The organism is Flagellimonas amphidinii, assembly GCF_013090115.1.
Lineage (GTDB): Bacteria > Bacteroidota > Bacteroidia > Flavobacteriales > Flavobacteriaceae > Flagellimonas > Flagellimonas amphidinii.
The window spans coordinates 46739-63256 of the sequence record NZ_JABFNN010000030.1 but is presented as its reverse complement, the minus strand read 5'-3'; the positions used below and the strand labels follow the sequence as shown (position 1 = coordinate 63256).

At 38.4% G+C, this 16518-nt stretch carries 18 protein-coding genes; 6 read left to right on the top strand and 12 right to left on the bottom strand.

Going from position 1 to position 16518, the window contains the following annotated elements; translation table 11 throughout:
• The first annotated feature begins 6 nt into the window (after positions 1-6).
• Together HJC33_RS06900 and HJC33_RS06895 are read left to right on the top strand one after the other, a co-directional pair.
• Complete coding sequence (locus tag HJC33_RS06900) at positions 7-1566, top strand: midas domain-containing protein (protein WP_171658077.1); 1560 nt, start codon at positions 7-9, stop codon at positions 1564-1566.
• A 173-nt stretch (positions 1567-1739) separates the two neighbouring features.
• Complete coding sequence (locus HJC33_RS06895; protein ID WP_216366661.1) at positions 1740-2903, top strand: histidine kinase; 1164 nt, start codon at positions 1740-1742, stop codon at positions 2901-2903.
• Here the strand turns inward: HJC33_RS06895 and HJC33_RS06890 are convergent.
• Entirely contained in the window at positions 2890-3630 is a 741-nt protein-coding gene (locus HJC33_RS06890; protein ID WP_171658076.1) for a lysophospholipid acyltransferase family protein, read from the bottom strand. The two genes, HJC33_RS06895 and HJC33_RS06890, sit on opposite strands and share 14 nt — an antisense overlap.
• A gap of 57 nt (positions 3631-3687) precedes the next feature.
• Between HJC33_RS06890 and HJC33_RS06885 the strand changes: the two genes are divergently transcribed.
• Both HJC33_RS06885 and trpS read left to right on the top strand, forming a co-directional pair.
• Entirely contained in the window at positions 3688-3930 is a 243-nt protein-coding gene (locus HJC33_RS06885) for a GlsB/YeaQ/YmgE family stress response membrane protein (RefSeq protein ID WP_171658075.1), read from the top strand.
• Between the two features lie 86 nt (positions 3931-4016).
• Positions 4017-4985, top strand: coding sequence for a tryptophan--tRNA ligase (gene trpS / locus HJC33_RS06880; protein WP_171658074.1), 969 nt, complete (start codon positions 4017-4019; stop codon positions 4983-4985).
• A 133-nt stretch (positions 4986-5118) separates the two neighbouring features.
• Here the strand turns inward: trpS and dprA are convergent, their stop codons facing one another.
• Positions 5119-6225, bottom strand: coding sequence for a DNA-processing protein DprA (gene dprA, locus HJC33_RS06875; protein ID WP_171658073.1), 1107 nt, complete (start codon positions 6223-6225; stop codon positions 5119-5121).
• A 105-nt stretch (positions 6226-6330) separates the two neighbouring features.
• Between dprA and HJC33_RS06870 the strand changes: the two genes are divergently transcribed.
• Together HJC33_RS06870 and HJC33_RS06865 are read left to right on the top strand one after the other, a co-directional pair.
• Positions 6331-7272 (top strand): HU domain-containing protein, encoded by a 942-nt coding sequence (locus HJC33_RS06870; protein WP_171658072.1) that lies wholly within the window; start codon positions 6331-6333, stop codon positions 7270-7272.
• Positions 7273-7329: 57 nt separating this feature from the next.
• Entirely contained in the window at positions 7330-7845 is a 516-nt protein-coding gene (locus tag HJC33_RS06865; protein ID WP_171658071.1) for an acyl-CoA thioesterase, read from the top strand.
• On the opposite strand, the gene HJC33_RS06860 is transcribed toward HJC33_RS06865, so the two are convergent.
• From HJC33_RS06860 to HJC33_RS06815, 10 genes are all read right to left on the bottom strand, one after another.
• Complete coding sequence (locus HJC33_RS06860) at positions 7842-8453, bottom strand: hypothetical protein (RefSeq protein WP_171658070.1); 612 nt, start codon at positions 8451-8453, stop codon at positions 7842-7844. The two genes, HJC33_RS06865 and HJC33_RS06860, sit on opposite strands and share 4 nt — an antisense overlap.
• The gene (locus tag HJC33_RS06855) at positions 8437-9168 is read right to left on the bottom strand and encodes a hypothetical protein (RefSeq protein ID WP_171658069.1); all 732 of its coding nucleotides are present in this window, start codon (positions 9166-9168) and stop codon (positions 8437-8439) included. Before HJC33_RS06855 ends, HJC33_RS06860 begins: the two co-directional genes overlap by 17 nt.
• Before the next feature lie 66 nt (positions 9169-9234).
• Positions 9235-10071 carry an aldo/keto reductase gene (locus HJC33_RS06850; RefSeq protein ID WP_171658068.1) on the bottom strand — a complete coding sequence of 279 codons (837 nt, stop codon included), beginning with the start codon at positions 10069-10071 and terminating at the stop codon, positions 9235-9237.
• Between the two features lie 3 nt (positions 10072-10074).
• On the bottom strand, positions 10075-11298 hold the full coding sequence (locus HJC33_RS06845; protein WP_171658067.1) for a murein hydrolase activator EnvC family protein: 1224 nt from the start codon (positions 11296-11298) through the stop codon (positions 10075-10077).
• Position 11299: 1 nt separating this feature from the next.
• A complete protein-coding gene (gene lolB1, locus HJC33_RS06840; RefSeq protein ID WP_171658066.1) occupies positions 11300-12082 on the bottom strand; it encodes a lipoprotein insertase outer membrane protein LolB1 in 783 nt (260 codons plus the stop codon).
• Positions 12082-12984, bottom strand: a complete 903-nt coding sequence (locus HJC33_RS06835) for a tetratricopeptide repeat protein (RefSeq protein ID WP_171658065.1) — start codon at positions 12982-12984, stop codon at positions 12082-12084. Before HJC33_RS06835 ends, lolB1 begins: the two co-directional genes overlap by 1 nt.
• A 13-nt stretch (positions 12985-12997) precedes the next feature.
• Positions 12998-13456 carry a hypothetical protein gene (locus HJC33_RS06830; RefSeq protein WP_171658064.1) on the bottom strand — a complete coding sequence of 153 codons (459 nt, stop codon included), beginning with the start codon at positions 13454-13456 and terminating at the stop codon, positions 12998-13000.
• A gap of 17 nt (positions 13457-13473) precedes the next feature.
• Positions 13474-14490: a sugar phosphate nucleotidyltransferase gene (locus tag HJC33_RS06825; RefSeq protein ID WP_171658063.1), complete on the bottom strand. Its 1017-nt coding sequence runs from the start codon at positions 14488-14490 to the stop codon at positions 13474-13476.
• Positions 14491-14524: 34 nt separating this feature from the next.
• Positions 14525-14959, bottom strand: coding sequence for a dUTP diphosphatase (gene dut, locus HJC33_RS06820; protein ID WP_171658062.1), 435 nt, complete (start codon positions 14957-14959; stop codon positions 14525-14527).
• Positions 14949-16418, bottom strand: coding sequence for a lipopolysaccharide biosynthesis protein (locus HJC33_RS06815; RefSeq protein ID WP_171658061.1), 1470 nt, complete (start codon positions 16416-16418; stop codon positions 14949-14951). The genes dut and HJC33_RS06815 overlap by 11 nt, the downstream gene beginning before the upstream one ends.
• Between the last annotated feature and the right edge of the window lie 100 nt (positions 16419-16518).

Here is a 16518-nt window from a genome sequence, read left to right as displayed (position 1 = left end):
ATTTCAATGATGGGGAAAAAGAATTTAGAGCAATTGTTCAAAGAAACACTCAAGGATTTTCAGGAGGTTCCGGACGAAAGAGTCTGGCAATCCATTGAAGCATCTTTGGACAAAAAGAAACAGAAAAAGCGCATTATTCCAATATGGTGGCGCTTAGGTGGTGTGGCCGCACTTTTGGCCATACTCTTCTATGTCATTAATCCATTTGGAACTGAGCCTATTGACGAAGAGATTATTGTAACCGAAGTGGAAAACAATGATAATCGGGCTGAGGACAACAATAGCAAAGCTATTGATGATGATCCTTCAATACTGAACGATTCGGAGCGTGTAGTCAACTCTTCAGATGATACCCAAATTAGAACCTCTGAAGATTCTGATGGTGTAATCAACAATCACCAAAGTCAACAAAAAACTCAGCAGTTGGTCACTAATGGAAACGAGCAGAAGGAAAATCATGCCAATCCAAATAAAACTGACATTCCGAACAACCAAACAGATGAAACTAATGTTGCTTTGGCTCAAGTAGAAAATGCGGTTGCTCAAGATAACGGTGTTGCATCAGAAATCTCCCAACAAAGAAATCCAGAACAATCCCTATTGGATAATATGGTCCGTGAGGAAAAGGAAGTTATAGCAGATGTAAAAATTAATCTGAAAGAGGAAAAATCTCAAAAAGACCTAATTGCTGAAGAGCTTCAAAAGCAGCAAAAAGAAAATGAGGCTATTGCCAAAACCGATGAAGAAGAAAATCAAAACGAAACAAAATCGATTTTCGATGCCATAAAAGAACAGGAAGAAGCGGAAATTGAAGTTGCTGAGAACACTAACAGAAAATGGTCTGTAGGCCCTTCGGTAGCACCCGTATACTTTAATGCAACAGGAGACGGGTCTCCCATTCACTCCAATTTTGCCCCTAACTCCAAATCGGGCAATGTTAATCTTAGCTATGGTCTTACGGTTGCCTACGATTTAGGAAAAAGACTCAAAGTTAGATCGGGTGTCCACAAGGTTAAATATGGTTATGATACCAATGATGTGGTTTTTTCCTCCTCTTCGCAAGCTTCCTCAAATGATTTGATAGACAATATTAGCTATACCCAAACCTCAAGAACCCTTGTGGTAGAAAGTAAAAATCAGGTGGCAGGTAAACCTCTGAGCGATGCCTCCATTGAAGTAGCCTCTTTCAACGAAGCTCCTGCTCTTGAAGGAAAGATGGTACAGCAGTTGGGCTACATAGAAGTGCCGTTAGAGCTCAATTATAAGCTTTTGGACAAAAAATTTGGGGTGGACCTTATTGGTGGTGTCAGTTCACTGTTCCTTGTAGACAATTCCGTGCTTGTGGAATCTGATGAATTGATTACTGAAGTAGGTGAGGCCAATAACGCAAACTCTTTGAATTTTAGCACTAATGTGGGTGTAGGTCTCAATTATAAGTTTGCGCCAAAAGCCCAATTAAGCTTAGAGCCCATGTTCAAATATCAAATGAATACGTTTTCAGAAACTTCAGGTTCTTTTAGGCCCTTTTCTGTAGGTGTTTATAGCGGTATCAGTTTTAAATTCTAGATATAAAGAAGTTGGTTAGGAAGATTGCCCCTTTAGGCAATCAATTAAGCGCCCCGTTCAAAAAACGGGGCGTTTTTATTCCTCTCCATTCATCTTCCATGTATTCCATCCAAAATTGAACATGCATTTTTTATAAAAAATCACTATTTTATGCACTCACAAATTGTATCATTTTGAAAGACAATCAGTTTGAGGACATTCTTATTTATTTCTCTAATTCTTTGTTGGGCAAGGAAAGTGAGGAAGAAATTCTTTGGGATTTGGCCAAGAACTGTATTGCAAAGTTAGGTTTTGTGGATTGTGTCATTTATTTAATTGACGAAACAAACCAACTCCTTGTTCAGAAAGCGGCCTATGGTCCTAAAAGTCCAAAAGACAAAACTTTGTACAATCCTGTTCAAATTCTTGTTGGTGATGGAATTTCTGGACATGTAGCACATACTGGAATACCCGAAATCATCAATGACACCACCAAAGATTCAAGATACATTGAAGATGACGATTTTAGGCATTCTGAAATCTGTGTGCCCATAGCTCATGAGAATATTATCTATGGTGTAATTGACTGTGAGCATCCGGATAAAGGTTTTTTTACAGACCATCACCTTAAAATGCTTTCAGCAATTGCTTCCATTTGTGCCATCAAAATTAAAAGTGTACGTGCCAACAAAGCACTCATCACTGAACAACAAAGGCTCTTTAAAATCAAGGAGGAAATGTTGGACCTTAAATTGAAAACACTCAATTCACAATTAAATCCACATTTCGTTTTTAATGCCTTAAATGCCATACAACATTTCATCACTTCTGGTAAAAAAAAGGAAGCTTTAGATTATTTGTCAGTGTTTAGCAGACTTATTCGTTTCTATTTAAAGCATTTGGAAAAAGATATTGTAATCCTTAAAGATGAGGTTGATATGCTCTATCGGTATCTCAAGCTTCAAAAACTACGTTACGACGACTTGTTTGATTACTCCATTTTATTTGATGAAAACTCGGGTAACCCAGAAGATGCCTTTATTCCTTCTTTTGTATTACAGTCACTTTTAGAACAAATTATTCAATACCATGTTACCAATCAGAATATCAAACGGCATTTTACCATAAAATTTAATGTCTTGGATGAAATTGTGATTGTTCAAATAGAATCTGAGCACGATGATGACTTAGAAACAAATAATGTATTGACATTCAAAAAAAGCATTATTGAATGGTTGGACCAAATTGAATTGTTGAACAGTGTGAAAAATTATGGGCTGGAAAAAAACATCTCCTTTTCAGAAAAAATCGCATCAAACATCAAAACTATCAGCCTGCGATTACCTAACCTGTACTAATCAATTCGTGGTATATAATTTCCCGAACCTCTTCACGAAGTGTGGACTTATCTTCTTCAGCCAAGATACCAGTTTCAAAAAATTTATGGACTTTGGCCCTGACTGGTCCAGGTCCTCCACTTAAAAAAGTAAAGGAAAAACGTTTTTTGTTATCATAAAAAGTGATGGGTACCACTGGAATTTTATGGGCAATGGCCATTCTAAAAGCTCCATCCTTGAACTGATCCAAAACAACATTTTCATCGGGAACACCACCTTCTGGGAAAATGCAAATGCTCAGCCCTTGATTCAATCGTTTTTGTGCCCTTCGGTAAACACCGGTCCTGCTCTTGATGTCATCTCTATCCACCATGATACAGACTCTTTTGTAGAAAAATCCAAAAACAGGGATGTTGACCAACTCCTTTTTACCAACAAAAACAAACGGGTTTTTACTAACCTCCAGCATCAACATAATATCCAACATACTAGTATGGTTGGCCACGAGCATGTAGCTTTTACCTTTCTCAAGTCGTTGTTCTCTTTTTATTTTAGGGAAACATCCCATTCCGTATAGAATAACCCTACCCCATAAATTTCTGGCCAACCAAAAAAACTGTGGATATGTTTTTTCTGATATAGTGGTCAAAATCAAAAAGGGCATGAAAAGAAATATGGGAATGGCCACCAATGTGTAAAACCAAACTCGATATAAGATATGTCCTAACTTTTTGATAAAAAGAAACATGGGTCAAAAGTAGAATTTTTGAATATCTTTATTGACCTAACCATTAAATCTTAAGACATGGGTATTCTTTATGCATTATTGATTGGAGCGTTGGCAGGCTGGCTAGCAGGCAAAATTATGAAAGGTGGCGGATTTGGTGCCTTAATAAACATTATCCTCGGTATTGTTGGGGGTATAGTGGGCAATTGGCTCTTTGGCACCTTGGGAATTCATATTGGTTCTGGCATCATTGGTGATTTAATAACTGGTGTAATCGGCGCAGTTGTGATTCTATTTATTGCTGGATTGTTCAAAAAATAACTTTTTTCAATTACTATAGAAAATAGCGGCTTTGGCCGCTTTTTTTATCCCCTACGGTTGTTTACTTTTACGAGCAAAAATTAAGCATGGCCAGAATTCTGACCGGAATCCAAAGTACAGGAACTCCTCACTTAGGGAACATATTGGGAGCCATTATCCCAGCGATCCAAATGGCACAAGACCCCAAAAATGAATCCTTCCTTTTTATTGCTGATATGCATTCTTTGACCCAAATCAAAGATGGTGAACTGCTAAGACAAAATACCTATGCCATTGCTGCGGCATGGTTGGCTTTTGGTCTGGATATTGACAAAACCGTTTTTTACCGCCAGAGCGATGTGCCACAAACTTCAGAACTGGCTTGGTACTTGAGCTGTTTTTTTCCATACCAAAGATTGACTTTGGCACATTCCTTTAAGGATAAGGCGGATAGATTGGAGGATGTGAACTCCGGACTGTTTACCTACCCCATGCTTATGGCCGCAGACATTTTATTGTACGATGCCGATATTGTTCCCGTAGGGAAAGATCAGTTGCAACACTTGGAAATGACCCGTGATGTTGCTTCACGTTTTCATAATCAAATGGGTGAAACCTTTGTGTTGCCCCAGGCTAAAGTACATGAAGAAACCATGTATGTTCCGGGCACCGATGGAGAGAAAATGAGTAAAAGTCGGGGCAACCTTATCAATATTTTTCAAACTGATAAGAAGTTGCGCAAGCAGATTATGGGAATAGTTACGGACAGCACTCCCATGCAAGACCCCAAAGACCCTACAACAGATAATGTGTTTGCTCTGTATAAAATTTTGGCTTCCGTAGAGCAAGTTGAAGAAATGAGTGCCAACTATTTAGCTGGTAATTATGGTTATGGCCATGCCAAACAAGCACTCTATGAAGTAGTACTTAATAAGTTTGAAGAACCTAGGGAAAAATTTGACTACTACATAAACCATTTAAATGAGGTGGATGAAGCGTTGGCCATTGGCGCGGAAAAAGCCAAAAAGGTGGCAAACGAGGTGCTTGGAAGAGTGCGAGGTAAGTTGGGTTATTAGTTTTCTGACCAAACTTTCCATTTAACTTAGCTTGTTAAGTTGTCATTCTGAACCTGAGCTATGCGAAGGTGAAGAATCCCACGTATTGGATCATTGTATTTATTGGGATGCTTCGCTATGCTTAGCATGACATTTAAATTGCTTCAAACAATTTGCCGGGCAGTGGTCGGATCACTCCCTTCATTTCCATGTTTAATAATGCAGACGATGTTTTAAAAATTGGCAGTTTACATTCCATAGCAACGGTGTCCAGCAATTTTTTTCCGTTCAACTGCAAGTACGAGTAGATTGACTGTTCTGTTTCATCCAATTCGATGAACAGTTGTTTTTGAACAACAGGTTCTACCTGTTTTTGCTCCAATTCCCATCCTAATAAGTATATCAATTCAGCTGCAGAGGTCAATAAATGTGCTTTTTGACGCTTGATCAAATCATTACACCCTTTGCTGTACTTATCTGTATTTCTTCCTGGAACAGCAAACACTTCCCTGTTGTAGCCATTGGCCAAATCCGCAGTGACCAAACTTCCTCCTTTTTCTGCTGATTCAATCACCACAGTCGCCTCACTCATTCCCGCAATAATCCGATTTCTTTTTAAGAAATTCTCCCGGTCTGGATTGCTCTTGCTCCAGAATTCTGTTAAAAACCCTCCATTTTTTGCTATGCCCGAAACATATTTTTGATGTGCCTTCGGATAAATTTGATTCAACCCATGTGCCAAACAGGCTATAGTCTGCAACCCATGCTCCATGGCGGCTTTTTGAATGGTTATATCCACCCCATAGGCAAATCCACTTACTATAATAGGGTTCAAAGGAGCTATTTCTTCAATGAATGTTTCACAAAAAGCCGCTCCATAGGAGGTAATTTTCCGCGTTCCTACAACACTGATAATTTTCCGCTCTCTTAAATCAATATTACCTCTTTGAAAAAGAAGAATCGGAGCATCAATACAATGGCGCAAATATTCTGGATAATCATCGTCCATAAAATAAGAAACCGGAATAGCATTTTCGGACAAATAACTGAACTCTGCTGCTGCTTCATCCAAATAAACTGGGTCATGGAGTCCTTTGATGGTCACTTGTCCAATTCCTTCAATTTTTAAAAGGTGGTGTGCTTTATCCTCAAAAATCGCTTTTGGACTACCACAATGGGCAATTAATTTTTTTGCGGTCACATCGCCAATATTGGGAATGGCCTGCAGCCGAAGCGCTGCAATAATTTCAGGTTCAGTCATTTGATTTGGGAATCAGAATTGTTCACAAATTACAGCATTTCAAATGTTAATAAAAAGTTATGCCGCCTATTTTGTTCTCGTTGTTTTTTTACAATATTTGTGCCCATGCGGATTGACTCTTACATAGAACAATTATTATTCGATTACAACTGTGTTGTTATACCAGGATTTGGAGCTTTTTTGGCCCATGGTAAATCCGCGGAAATAGATGCGTCCACCAATACTTTGATGCCTCCTTCCAAAACGATTTCATTTAATGCCCAATTGTCCAAAAATGATGGCCTTTTGGTATCCCATATAGCCAAAGAAAAGAAGTTGGCCTATGAAGAATTACTGGAAGAAATTGAAAAAGTATCCGAATCTTGGAAGAAAAAACTCCAACAAGGTGAAAGTATTGAGCTTTTTAACGTTGGCAAACTTTGGTCCAAAGAAAACCGAATCCAATTTCAACCCGAGAACAAAACCAACTATTTAACTTCCTCTTTTGGTCTTTCTTCTTTTGCCGCAGTACCGGTGAAGCGTGAAGTCATTAAACAAGAAGTGGAGGAACTTGAGGAAAGGATTCCGTTTATCATCACCCCAGAGAAACGTGAGGAAACCTCTTTTAGACCTTGGTTGAAGTATGCCGCGATAATTTTACTGGCTGTTTCCATCTGTGTTACTTCGTATCGTACTTATGGTGATTTACAGGAAAAACAAGTCGCTGTTCAGCAAGATGCCCAAGAAGAAGTTTCGCGATTGATTCAAGAAGCAACTTTTTTTGAAACTTCTCCTTTGGAGCTTCCAGCCATAAACCTCAACGTTACCAAAAAACAACTTGGCAAACACCATGTAATTGCAGGTGCCTTTCGTGTGGAAGAAAATGCCGAGAAAAAAGTTTCCCAACTCAAGAAGAAGGGGTACAATGCCTTTTATTTAGGCCAAAACAAATATGGGTTACACCAAGTAGCTTATGATAGCTTTGAAAACCCAAAAGAAGCTCTTGCTTTCCTTCGTAAGATTAAAAGCACGGAATCTGCGGATGCTTGGTTGTTATCCGAGAAATAGGTTCCTTTTCTTTAAAACCATTTTCCACTTCAATATCTTTGCGCAAAATTAAATCCTATGCGCGCAAAAACTCCAAGTGAATCAAGAACGGTCATGACAGATATGGTTCTTCCTAGTGAGACCAATCCATTGAACAATCTTTTTGGAGGTGAACTTTTGGCCCGTATGGACAGGGCTGCGAGTATTTCGGCCCGTAGGCACAGCCGTAGAATTACGGTTACCGCTTCCGTTAATCATGTAGCTTTTAATCGCGCAGTTCCTCTTGGAAGTGTTGTTACCGTAGAAGCTGCCGTTTCCAGGGCTTTTAAAACCTCCATGGAGATTTTTATTGATGTATGGATTGAAGACCGCTTTACGGGAGAGCGTTCTAAGGCCAATGAGGCCATTTATACCTTTGTGGCGGTGGATGACACAGGAAAGCCTACTGAAGTGCCTCCATTAGAGCCTGAAACCGATTTAGAGAAGGAACGTTTTGCCGCAGCTTTAAGAAGAAAACAATTGAGTTTGGTTTTGGCAGGCAAATTGAAACCTTCGGATGCTACGGAATTGAAAGCGTTGTTCTTACCCAGCTAAAAAGTATAGATTTTTATCCCAATGGAAGGAGCAAAAATCTGCGTTCTTCTAAAAAAGCTATGTAGCTCTGAAGCCGTTTCTATGCTCAAAAAATCCCAATAATGATTCAATTTGGCATAAATTCCTATTGAGTTTCCCAATCTATAGGAAAAAGAAATGTTCGTGGAAATGGAAAAACCGTCATCAATGAACTTGGTGTCGCTCTGCTTGTGTTTTAATTTGACATACCCAATGCCTAAGCTTGTTTTGATTCCGACCCTATTGCTATTCAAAACGGAATAGCCCCCCAAAGCATGCCAATGACTTATTCTTGTGTCATTAATTGCTCCTATCAATGCAGCATTGGAAATATCGGTTCCAAAATAGCTTACCTGTGCTCCTGCAAACCATTTTGGGCTAAATACCACCACTGCGTCTATATTAATGCCATTTTTAAGTTGATAAGCTTCGGAAACAAAATTATCGCCCAAAGCTTGTGGCAATACATATGAAAACCCTATTTCACCGAATACATCTTCATCAAACATTGGTTTTTCTTCCTGGCCATAAATCAATAGGGAGCAAAAGCAGACCAATAAACAAACCCTATTTCTAAAACTTGAATTCATAACCATTTGTTTCTTGATTAAATTCCAATTCAAAGCTCTTTTGATCAACAATACCCTTATTTACCAATTGATATGAAGCCCTTACAGGTTCATTCTTGATGTTTTTAAAAGTGATGTTCGTCTCAAAATCATCTGGATTCAACGTTCTGTGAGCATACTCAGGCAATTCATCATGAAAGCCAGTCGTTGGTTCTAAATCAACTTCTTTATAGGATGAATTATAATTGATATTGAAATATAGCGTGTCCGTCAAGTTACTTTCCCTAATAATGGTGAGTTTTGTTTGTATAATCTCTCCAAGATCTATTTGTGGTAGTTTATAAGTTGAATCTTCCAAAGGCAGATAGTTTGCGCCTATTATTATAAGGGATGGCCAATTACTTTTATAGTTTTCACTTCCGTGTCTATTGACAACCACCGAAATATTATTTTCATTTTCGGGAGAAATGGTTATTACTTTGTAAGTGCCATCAGAATACAATGTAGAAGCCCCCATTAGGTCTACATCTTCATCTGTTCCATTTACAAAAGGGAAAAAGAACAAAGGCGTAATAAAATTGCCTGAAGCATAGACTTCAACAGGAAGATTGGGAGCAGTATTTTCTTCTGAAGTGGTTATTTGCCCTCTTACCAATAGGCGCCTATTATCCTCATAAGTCAATTCGCAAGAGATTAAAAGCAATCCTAAGAAAAAAATAAAAAGAGTTCTATCCATGCCTTAACAGATACAATCGGCCCTGTTAGGTGGCGTGTTTTGATATTAAATAAAAGTTATGTGATACTAAAAATCAAAATTGTCTGGATCTGGCCCAAAGCGATGGCCTTTGTTCAATCCATCCAACAGCTTCATATCCTCTTCATTGATTTCGAAATCAAAAAGGTCTGCATTGGCTATGATTCGTTCTTTTTTGGATGATTTTGGAATGGTGACCACTCCTTTTTGAAGATTCCATCGCAAAACTATTTGTGCTATGGTCTTGTTGTATTTTGCTGCCAAATCCTTCATCACATCCAAATTGAAGACTTCTCCCTGCATTAAAGGCGACCAAGCTTCGTATTGAATGCCCTTGTCTTGGCAAAAATCCACCAACTCCTGCTGCACCAAATAGGGGTGGAACTCCATTTGGTTGACCATGGGCGCAATTTCAGCAACAGTCAACAAATCTTCAATATGGTGCTGCAAAAAGTTACTGATTCCAATGGCGCGCACCTTCTTTTCGTGGTATAATTTTTCCATGGCCTTCCAAGTGTCTTTGGATTTTTCACCTTTAGGCCAATGGATAAGGTATAAGTCCAAATAGTCAGTATCCAAACGCTCCAAAGTGGCGTCAAAAGCTTTCAAAGTAGTATCGTACCCTTGGTCTGTGTTCCACACTTTACTGACCAAAAAAACGTCTTTTCGGTCCACATCACTTTCTTTGATTCCCGTTCCAACTCCCTTTTCGTTCTCGTAGATGGCGGCGGTATCAATGTGCCTATATCCATGGTTCAATGCTTCCTTAACTGCATTAATAACTTCATTACCATCTTTGGACAAATAAACTCCTAAACCAAAATAAGGCATTTGAACCCCATTGTTCAATTCAAAGGTTCCTTGTAGATCTGTAATTTTTCCCATTTGCTATAATTGATAAATCCAATCTTCGGGGTTTAAGCGACTGGAATCCCTATAAAGATAGAATTTCAATTTTGTAGTACCATCAAACCGATTGGTATTGATGTCACCCAAAACCTCTTTGACCGTAACCTTGTCCCCTTTCTTTACATAAAGTTTTGATAGGTTATAGTAGGTACTGATATAGTTTCCATGTTTAAGAGTAACTCCTTTTCCTCCCCCAGGGACGGACAATATTGCAATCACCTCTCCTTCAAAAATTGCCCTAGCTTGACTTCCTTTGTCCGTGGCAATGGTCACCCCATTGTTTCTATGTTTGATGCCCGGATAAAGTTTATCACTATAAACTCCGTATCCTTGACTTTTTATGCCCTTTTCTACAGGCCAAATGAGTTTGCCCTTATTTGCGGAAAAATTATTGGCCACTATTCTTGCTTCAGGGGTAAGAGCAAATTTTGCGCTACTGGAATTTCCAGCTTTTTTATTGGTACTTACTATGGCACTTTTAATCAGTCGTTCAATCTCACGATCAACCCTTCTTGCTTCTCTCTGTTTTTTAGAAATGGCATCGGTATAGCGACTCTCATTCTGCTTTATGCTTGTCAATAAGGTTTTTTGTGATTCAATTTCCTTGGAAAGCTCATCCTTTACTTTAGTGTTTTCTGCCAGTAATTGTTCTTTTATTTTTCTTTGCGCCACCAAATCCCGATTCAATTTGGCCAATTCCTCAGTTTTGGAAACAATATCCTCACCTTGTTTTTTTCTATGCTTTGCATATTGTTGCATATACTGCAATCTTTTAAAAGCTTGGAAAAAATTGTCGGCAGACATCAGAAACATCAACCTATTATTCTGCGATTTGTTCTGATAGGTTTTTCGGATAAGGTTGGCATAATCTTCCTTTAAAATCTTAAGGTCCTCTCGAAGTTTGCTGATGCTTCTAATGTTGACATTGATTTGCCTGTTCAACAAATTGGATTGTTGGTTGGTCACCCGGATGAGTTCTTGACGAACATTTATTTTATGGTCCAAAGCTTCCATTTGATCCAATACATTACCTTTTTCCTTGCGTTCTGCAAAGAGCAACCTATTAATTTCTTTGATTTCTTGTTGTAGTCTTTCGCGTTTGGCCTCTAAAGCCTTTTGTTCACTTGTTTGAGCCGCTGAATAAAGAGGCAGAAAAAATATAAGTAGCAGAAAACAAATATGATATGATACTCTATGTTTCATGCTACTTTAATATTATTTTATCATATCCATCCGGAATTTTATAGGGAAAATTGAGGGATTTGTTCAATTCAACATTGCGAAAACTGAGGTCTATTGTGGTTTTGTCCCCATTCTCTGCAGCTAAAATGTGTATTTCATTAGGAAGAACATTGCCCAAAATATCCTGATAGGTATATTTTGCTTCAAGTTGTCTGTCATCTTCTGGTTGGGATATTTCTTGGGCCGCAATCTTAAAATTTTTGGGCTCCAATTGAAACAAAATCTTGAACAATTCCTGTGCTTTCTTTGGTTTCAACAGATAGTTCCCTTCTAGTACACCAGAAGTATATTTGGCCTTTCTGAGATCAAATACCGCATTGCCCAGCAAAAGGTTCTGTACCTTTTCAAAATCCAGTTCCGTTCCCAAAAGGCTGCTCAAATAACTAAAATCACCATCAAAGTATTCGTTCTGGAGTTTATTGTAAAACGAAACACGATCGGGCGTTATATGTGCCTTGACCATACCCAATGGAGCACTCATCCAAATCACCTTATCTTTTTCCATTCTTAGGGTAACATTCACCCCTTGACTATCCTTTCCATTGGAGTAATCTATTTTAACACGCCCACGAAGTGTTTTAAAATTAGATTGATTGATATAATGATTCTCAATAATGTTTTTGGCAGACATTCTGGAATCAATATCGCCACCCACAATACTTTTATTGGTTTTACATGAACCAAGTACCAAGACTGAAAGTGAAGCCAGTGCTATTTGTTTTTTTGTATTAGCAAGTAATGCCATTATAGTCCCGATTTTATTTTGTTCTCATAGGTGTTGGCCTTTTCAATATCCCCAATGCTCCTATATGCTTTTGATAACTCAGCATATATTTTATTCATTAAACCATCATCATCAATCAAATAATCCAATCCGCTTTCCAAAACTTCTATGGCTTTAGTGGATTCTGAAGTATAATGTAGTGCTGTTCCGTACGCGTAATAAAAATACGGCTGTAAAGGGTAAGTATCAAGGGCTTCTTTCGCTACAGCTTTCATGTTTTTGTAATCAGATTTTTCCAATAACTCTTCCAGCTGTAATTTGAAATGCGCCGTAGGGTCATTTACTGGTTCTGATTCTTTTTCAACTATTTTGACCGCTATTTCTTGTTTGCTCTGTTGTAGTGAGTCATTTATTTGTAACGTCAGCTCATCAATAAATTTTGAACTCCCCAATTCCCCCAGCACTTTTAGGGCATCATTATATTTTTTCTTTTTGAAGTATGCTAAAGTCAGATTTTCTTTCAGTTTATGGTTTTCATAAGGAATACTCTGTTTGATGCCCTCAACTGTATTTCCTTGCTGTTCCAAAATAGTGATCAAATTGTCCAGATACCAAAAATCTTCCGGTTCAGCAAGCAATGCCTCAATGGCATATTCTTGCGCCTTTATGTATTGTTTGTCCAGAAAATAAGCCTTTGCCAACTCATAATCCATTACACTATTGGAAGGTTCCAATTGTTTGCATTTTAGGAACAGGTCTATGGCTCTATCGTAGTTTTGGATGCCTTTTTGTTTCAAAGCTTCAAAAAAGTTTTCTTGAAACTCATCGGTATATTCTTCCAGAAAAACTTCAGCACTCTCTTCTTCTTGGGCAATAGCAATATTGCCAAGCATCAGAACAATTAGAAAAATTGCTTTTTTCATTCTGTTTTATAATCTATTCCGTAAAAATTTCATCAATTAATTGAAGCTTTAAGCATCCTTCCTTTAATTGAACAATTTCAAAAGTACTTGTATAAATAGGCTTTTGATCTTCTTCCTGATAATATTTACGTTCGAGTCTTCCATTTTCTTTAGTAAGAGACCATTGCTCTTTCATCCTTTCTCCGTAGTTTCCAACTGGTGGAGTTCCACATCCGATAAATCCACTTCCAACTACTATATTGCTCAAAATAGAATCTGCATTAATCCTAAAATCATAAACAATCCTCATTTCTTCTTTCGATAGATTCTTAATTTTTGGATATCTTAAAACGAGTAATTCTTCATTTGATTCTACATCCGAAATAACCCAGTCATCATATAAATAATCAAAATTTATTTCTTGGGATATTACTCCATCAACCGTCAATAGTAACAGTCCCAAGCATCCCCAAAGAAGAAATCCCTTTTTCATACTCTATATGCTGCTCGTTATTCCAAAACAGAATAATCTCCAATGCTGATGGTTTCAAAATTCCCATTATAAACAACATGGTTGCCGATCATGGCATTGTCTAAATTGGCATTGGAAATTTTGGTCTTGTTCTGTATCAAACTATTTTTTATGGTAGAGTTCTCTACGACTGTCCCGTTGCCAACAGACACATAAGGACCAATTGTACTATTTTTGACCACTACATTTTCGCCTATAAAACAAGGTTCAATAATATTGGCGTTTTCCTTACTGATAGAATTAGCTATTAGCGACTCACCATCCTTTTCCAAAAAATTCAACATTCGCTGATTGGTTTCCACCGTAACCGTTTTGTTGCCACAGTCCATCCATTCATCTACCTTACCTGGCACAAATTTCATGCCTTTGTCCATCATACGTTTAATTCCATCATTAATTTGATATTCCCCACCGTTGGTGATATCATTATCCAGAACATATTGAAGTTCATTTTTTAACACTCCAACATCTTTGAAATAATAGATACCAATAACCGCTAAATCGGATACAAATTCCTTAGGTTTTTCAACCAATTCCACTATCTCATTAGCTGAATTTAGGTTTACAACCCCAAAGGCTTCTGGCTTCTCAACTTGTTTCACCCAAATAACACTGTCTGCTGATTTGTCCAAATCAAACTCAGCCCTGATTAAGGTGTCCGCATAAGCAATCACTGCCGGCCCACTTAAAGATTCCTTGGCACTCATAATGGCATGTCCTGTACCCAAAGGTTGGTCTTGTCTATAAATAGAGCCTTTAGCTCCTAGGCCCTCGGCCAATTCCATCAAACTTTTTACCACTTCTTCTCCAAAAAAAGCTGGGTCTCCTAGAATAAAGGCCACCTCATCTATGGGTTCTCCCAAAACTTTGGCAATGTCACTTACCAATCGGTGAACAATAGGTTTTCCTGCCACAGGAATTAGCGGTTTTGGAACTGTCAAGGTATGAGGTCTCAATCGGGAACCTCTTCCCGCCATGGGAACAATAATTTTCATATTCTTTATAGTATAACGTAGCTAGTATTTATTTTTATTGTGTGCCGGTACTTCCAAATCCTCCCGCACCACGGTCGGTTTCCGAGAGTGTCTCCACTTCCACCCATTCTGCACGTTCGTGCTTTGCAATGACCATTTGGGCCACCCGTTCCCCATTTTCAACAACAAAATCTTCTGTAGAAAGGTTCACCAAAATCACTCCTACCTCACCTCTATAATCGGCATCAATGGTTCCAGGGGCATTGAGTACTGTAATTCCTTTTTTTGCCGCCAATCCACTTCGTGGGCGCACTTGGGCTTCATAGCCTACCGGAAGCTCCATAAAAATCCCGGTGGGCACAATAGTCCTTTCCAGAGATTTTAGGGTGATTGGTGCATCTATATTTGCTCTAAGGTCCATACCTGCCGATGCAATTGTTTCGTAATTGGGCAGGTCATTTTCTGATGTATTAATGATTTTAATCTTCACGGCGTAGTAATATGGTCTTCAATTGATCTCCTTCCAACTTGTAAACTAACATCAAAAATAACAAAAGTAGCAGGCCTCCAGCTATTAAATTTCTATTAAAAACGTAAAAGGAAAGTGCAGAAAATGTGATGGATATGATAGTATAAAACAGTATTTTACGCATGTTGTAGGGAACTGGGTAGTATTTTCTTCCGAAGTAATACGAAAGTATCATCATACTTCCATAGGCGGCCAATGTAGCCAAGGCAGAGGCCATATATCCAATTTTATCAATAAATGCGATATTGATTACCAAAGTCAACAACGCTCCAATTAATGAAATGTACGCCCCAAACTTAGTGCGATCTGTAATCTTGTACCACACGGATAGGTTGTGGTAAATCCCCAAGCAGAAACTCCCCAACAAAATAATAGGAACTACGTCCAAAGCCTCCCAATAGGTCTCATTTCTAATTAGAAGTTTTCCCAACGGATTGACTAAAACAACCACCATTAATAAAATTACACTACCTAATATGACAAAATAATTGGTGATTTGAGCGTAGGTTTTCTGTGGTTTTTCTGTTTTGGCATGGCTGAAGAAAAAGGGTTCCACGCCCATCCGGAATGCCGTTCCGAACAACGTCATAAAAAGGGCCAACTTGTAACAGGCCCCATATTTACCTACTTCAGCTTCGGCCTCATCAGGGGGCAATAACTCGGTCAACAAAATTTTATCGAACACCTCATTGATGGTGAAAGCCACTCCTGCTAGCATTACAGGACCGGCATACTTCATCATTTGTTTCCAAAGAACAATATCAAATCTATAGGGAACTTTAAAATAAGTAGGCAGTAATATCAACAAGGTTACCCCGCTTGCTATAATATTTGAAATGAAGATATACTGAATCTCCCATCCTTCTTTATAGATAGAATTGAAAAATCCCTCTTGGGAACCTTCAGCCAATTTGGGCAAAATAAGTAGAAAGTAAATATTAAAAGTTAGGTTTATGGCCACGTTTATGGTTTTGAGAACAGCATATTTCATGGGTTTCTCATTGGCCCTGAGCAGCGCAAAGGGAATAATGGCCAAGGCATCCAAAACCAAAATATATGTGGTAAACTCAATATAAGCCGGATTGATATTCGTGAAATCCGCCAAACTTTGTTTGACCGATAAAGCAAAAATCAAAAACAACAAAGACGAACACAATAAGGAAATCAACGAGGTGGAAACCACATGCTTTTTATCCTCGCTCTTATGGTAGAAACGAAAGAACGCTGTTTCCATCCCATAGGCCAAGAACACATTGAAAATTGCAATCCACGCATAAATATTGGTGTACTGCCCATACCCTGCGGCATTTTTAAAAACTGAGGTATATAGCGGGAGCAGGAAAAAGGAAATGACCCTTGGGAATACCGTGGCTAGGCCATAAATAAAAGTCTGTTTGAAAAGCTTTTTTAACGGGTTCAATGAAATGCGTGTGCTTTAGATACCTTAAAAGTGGTTACAAGTTACGTAAAACCCTTTACTCCCCGTCTTGAACAAACCGTTTTGGTTCTAAATGTTGGCT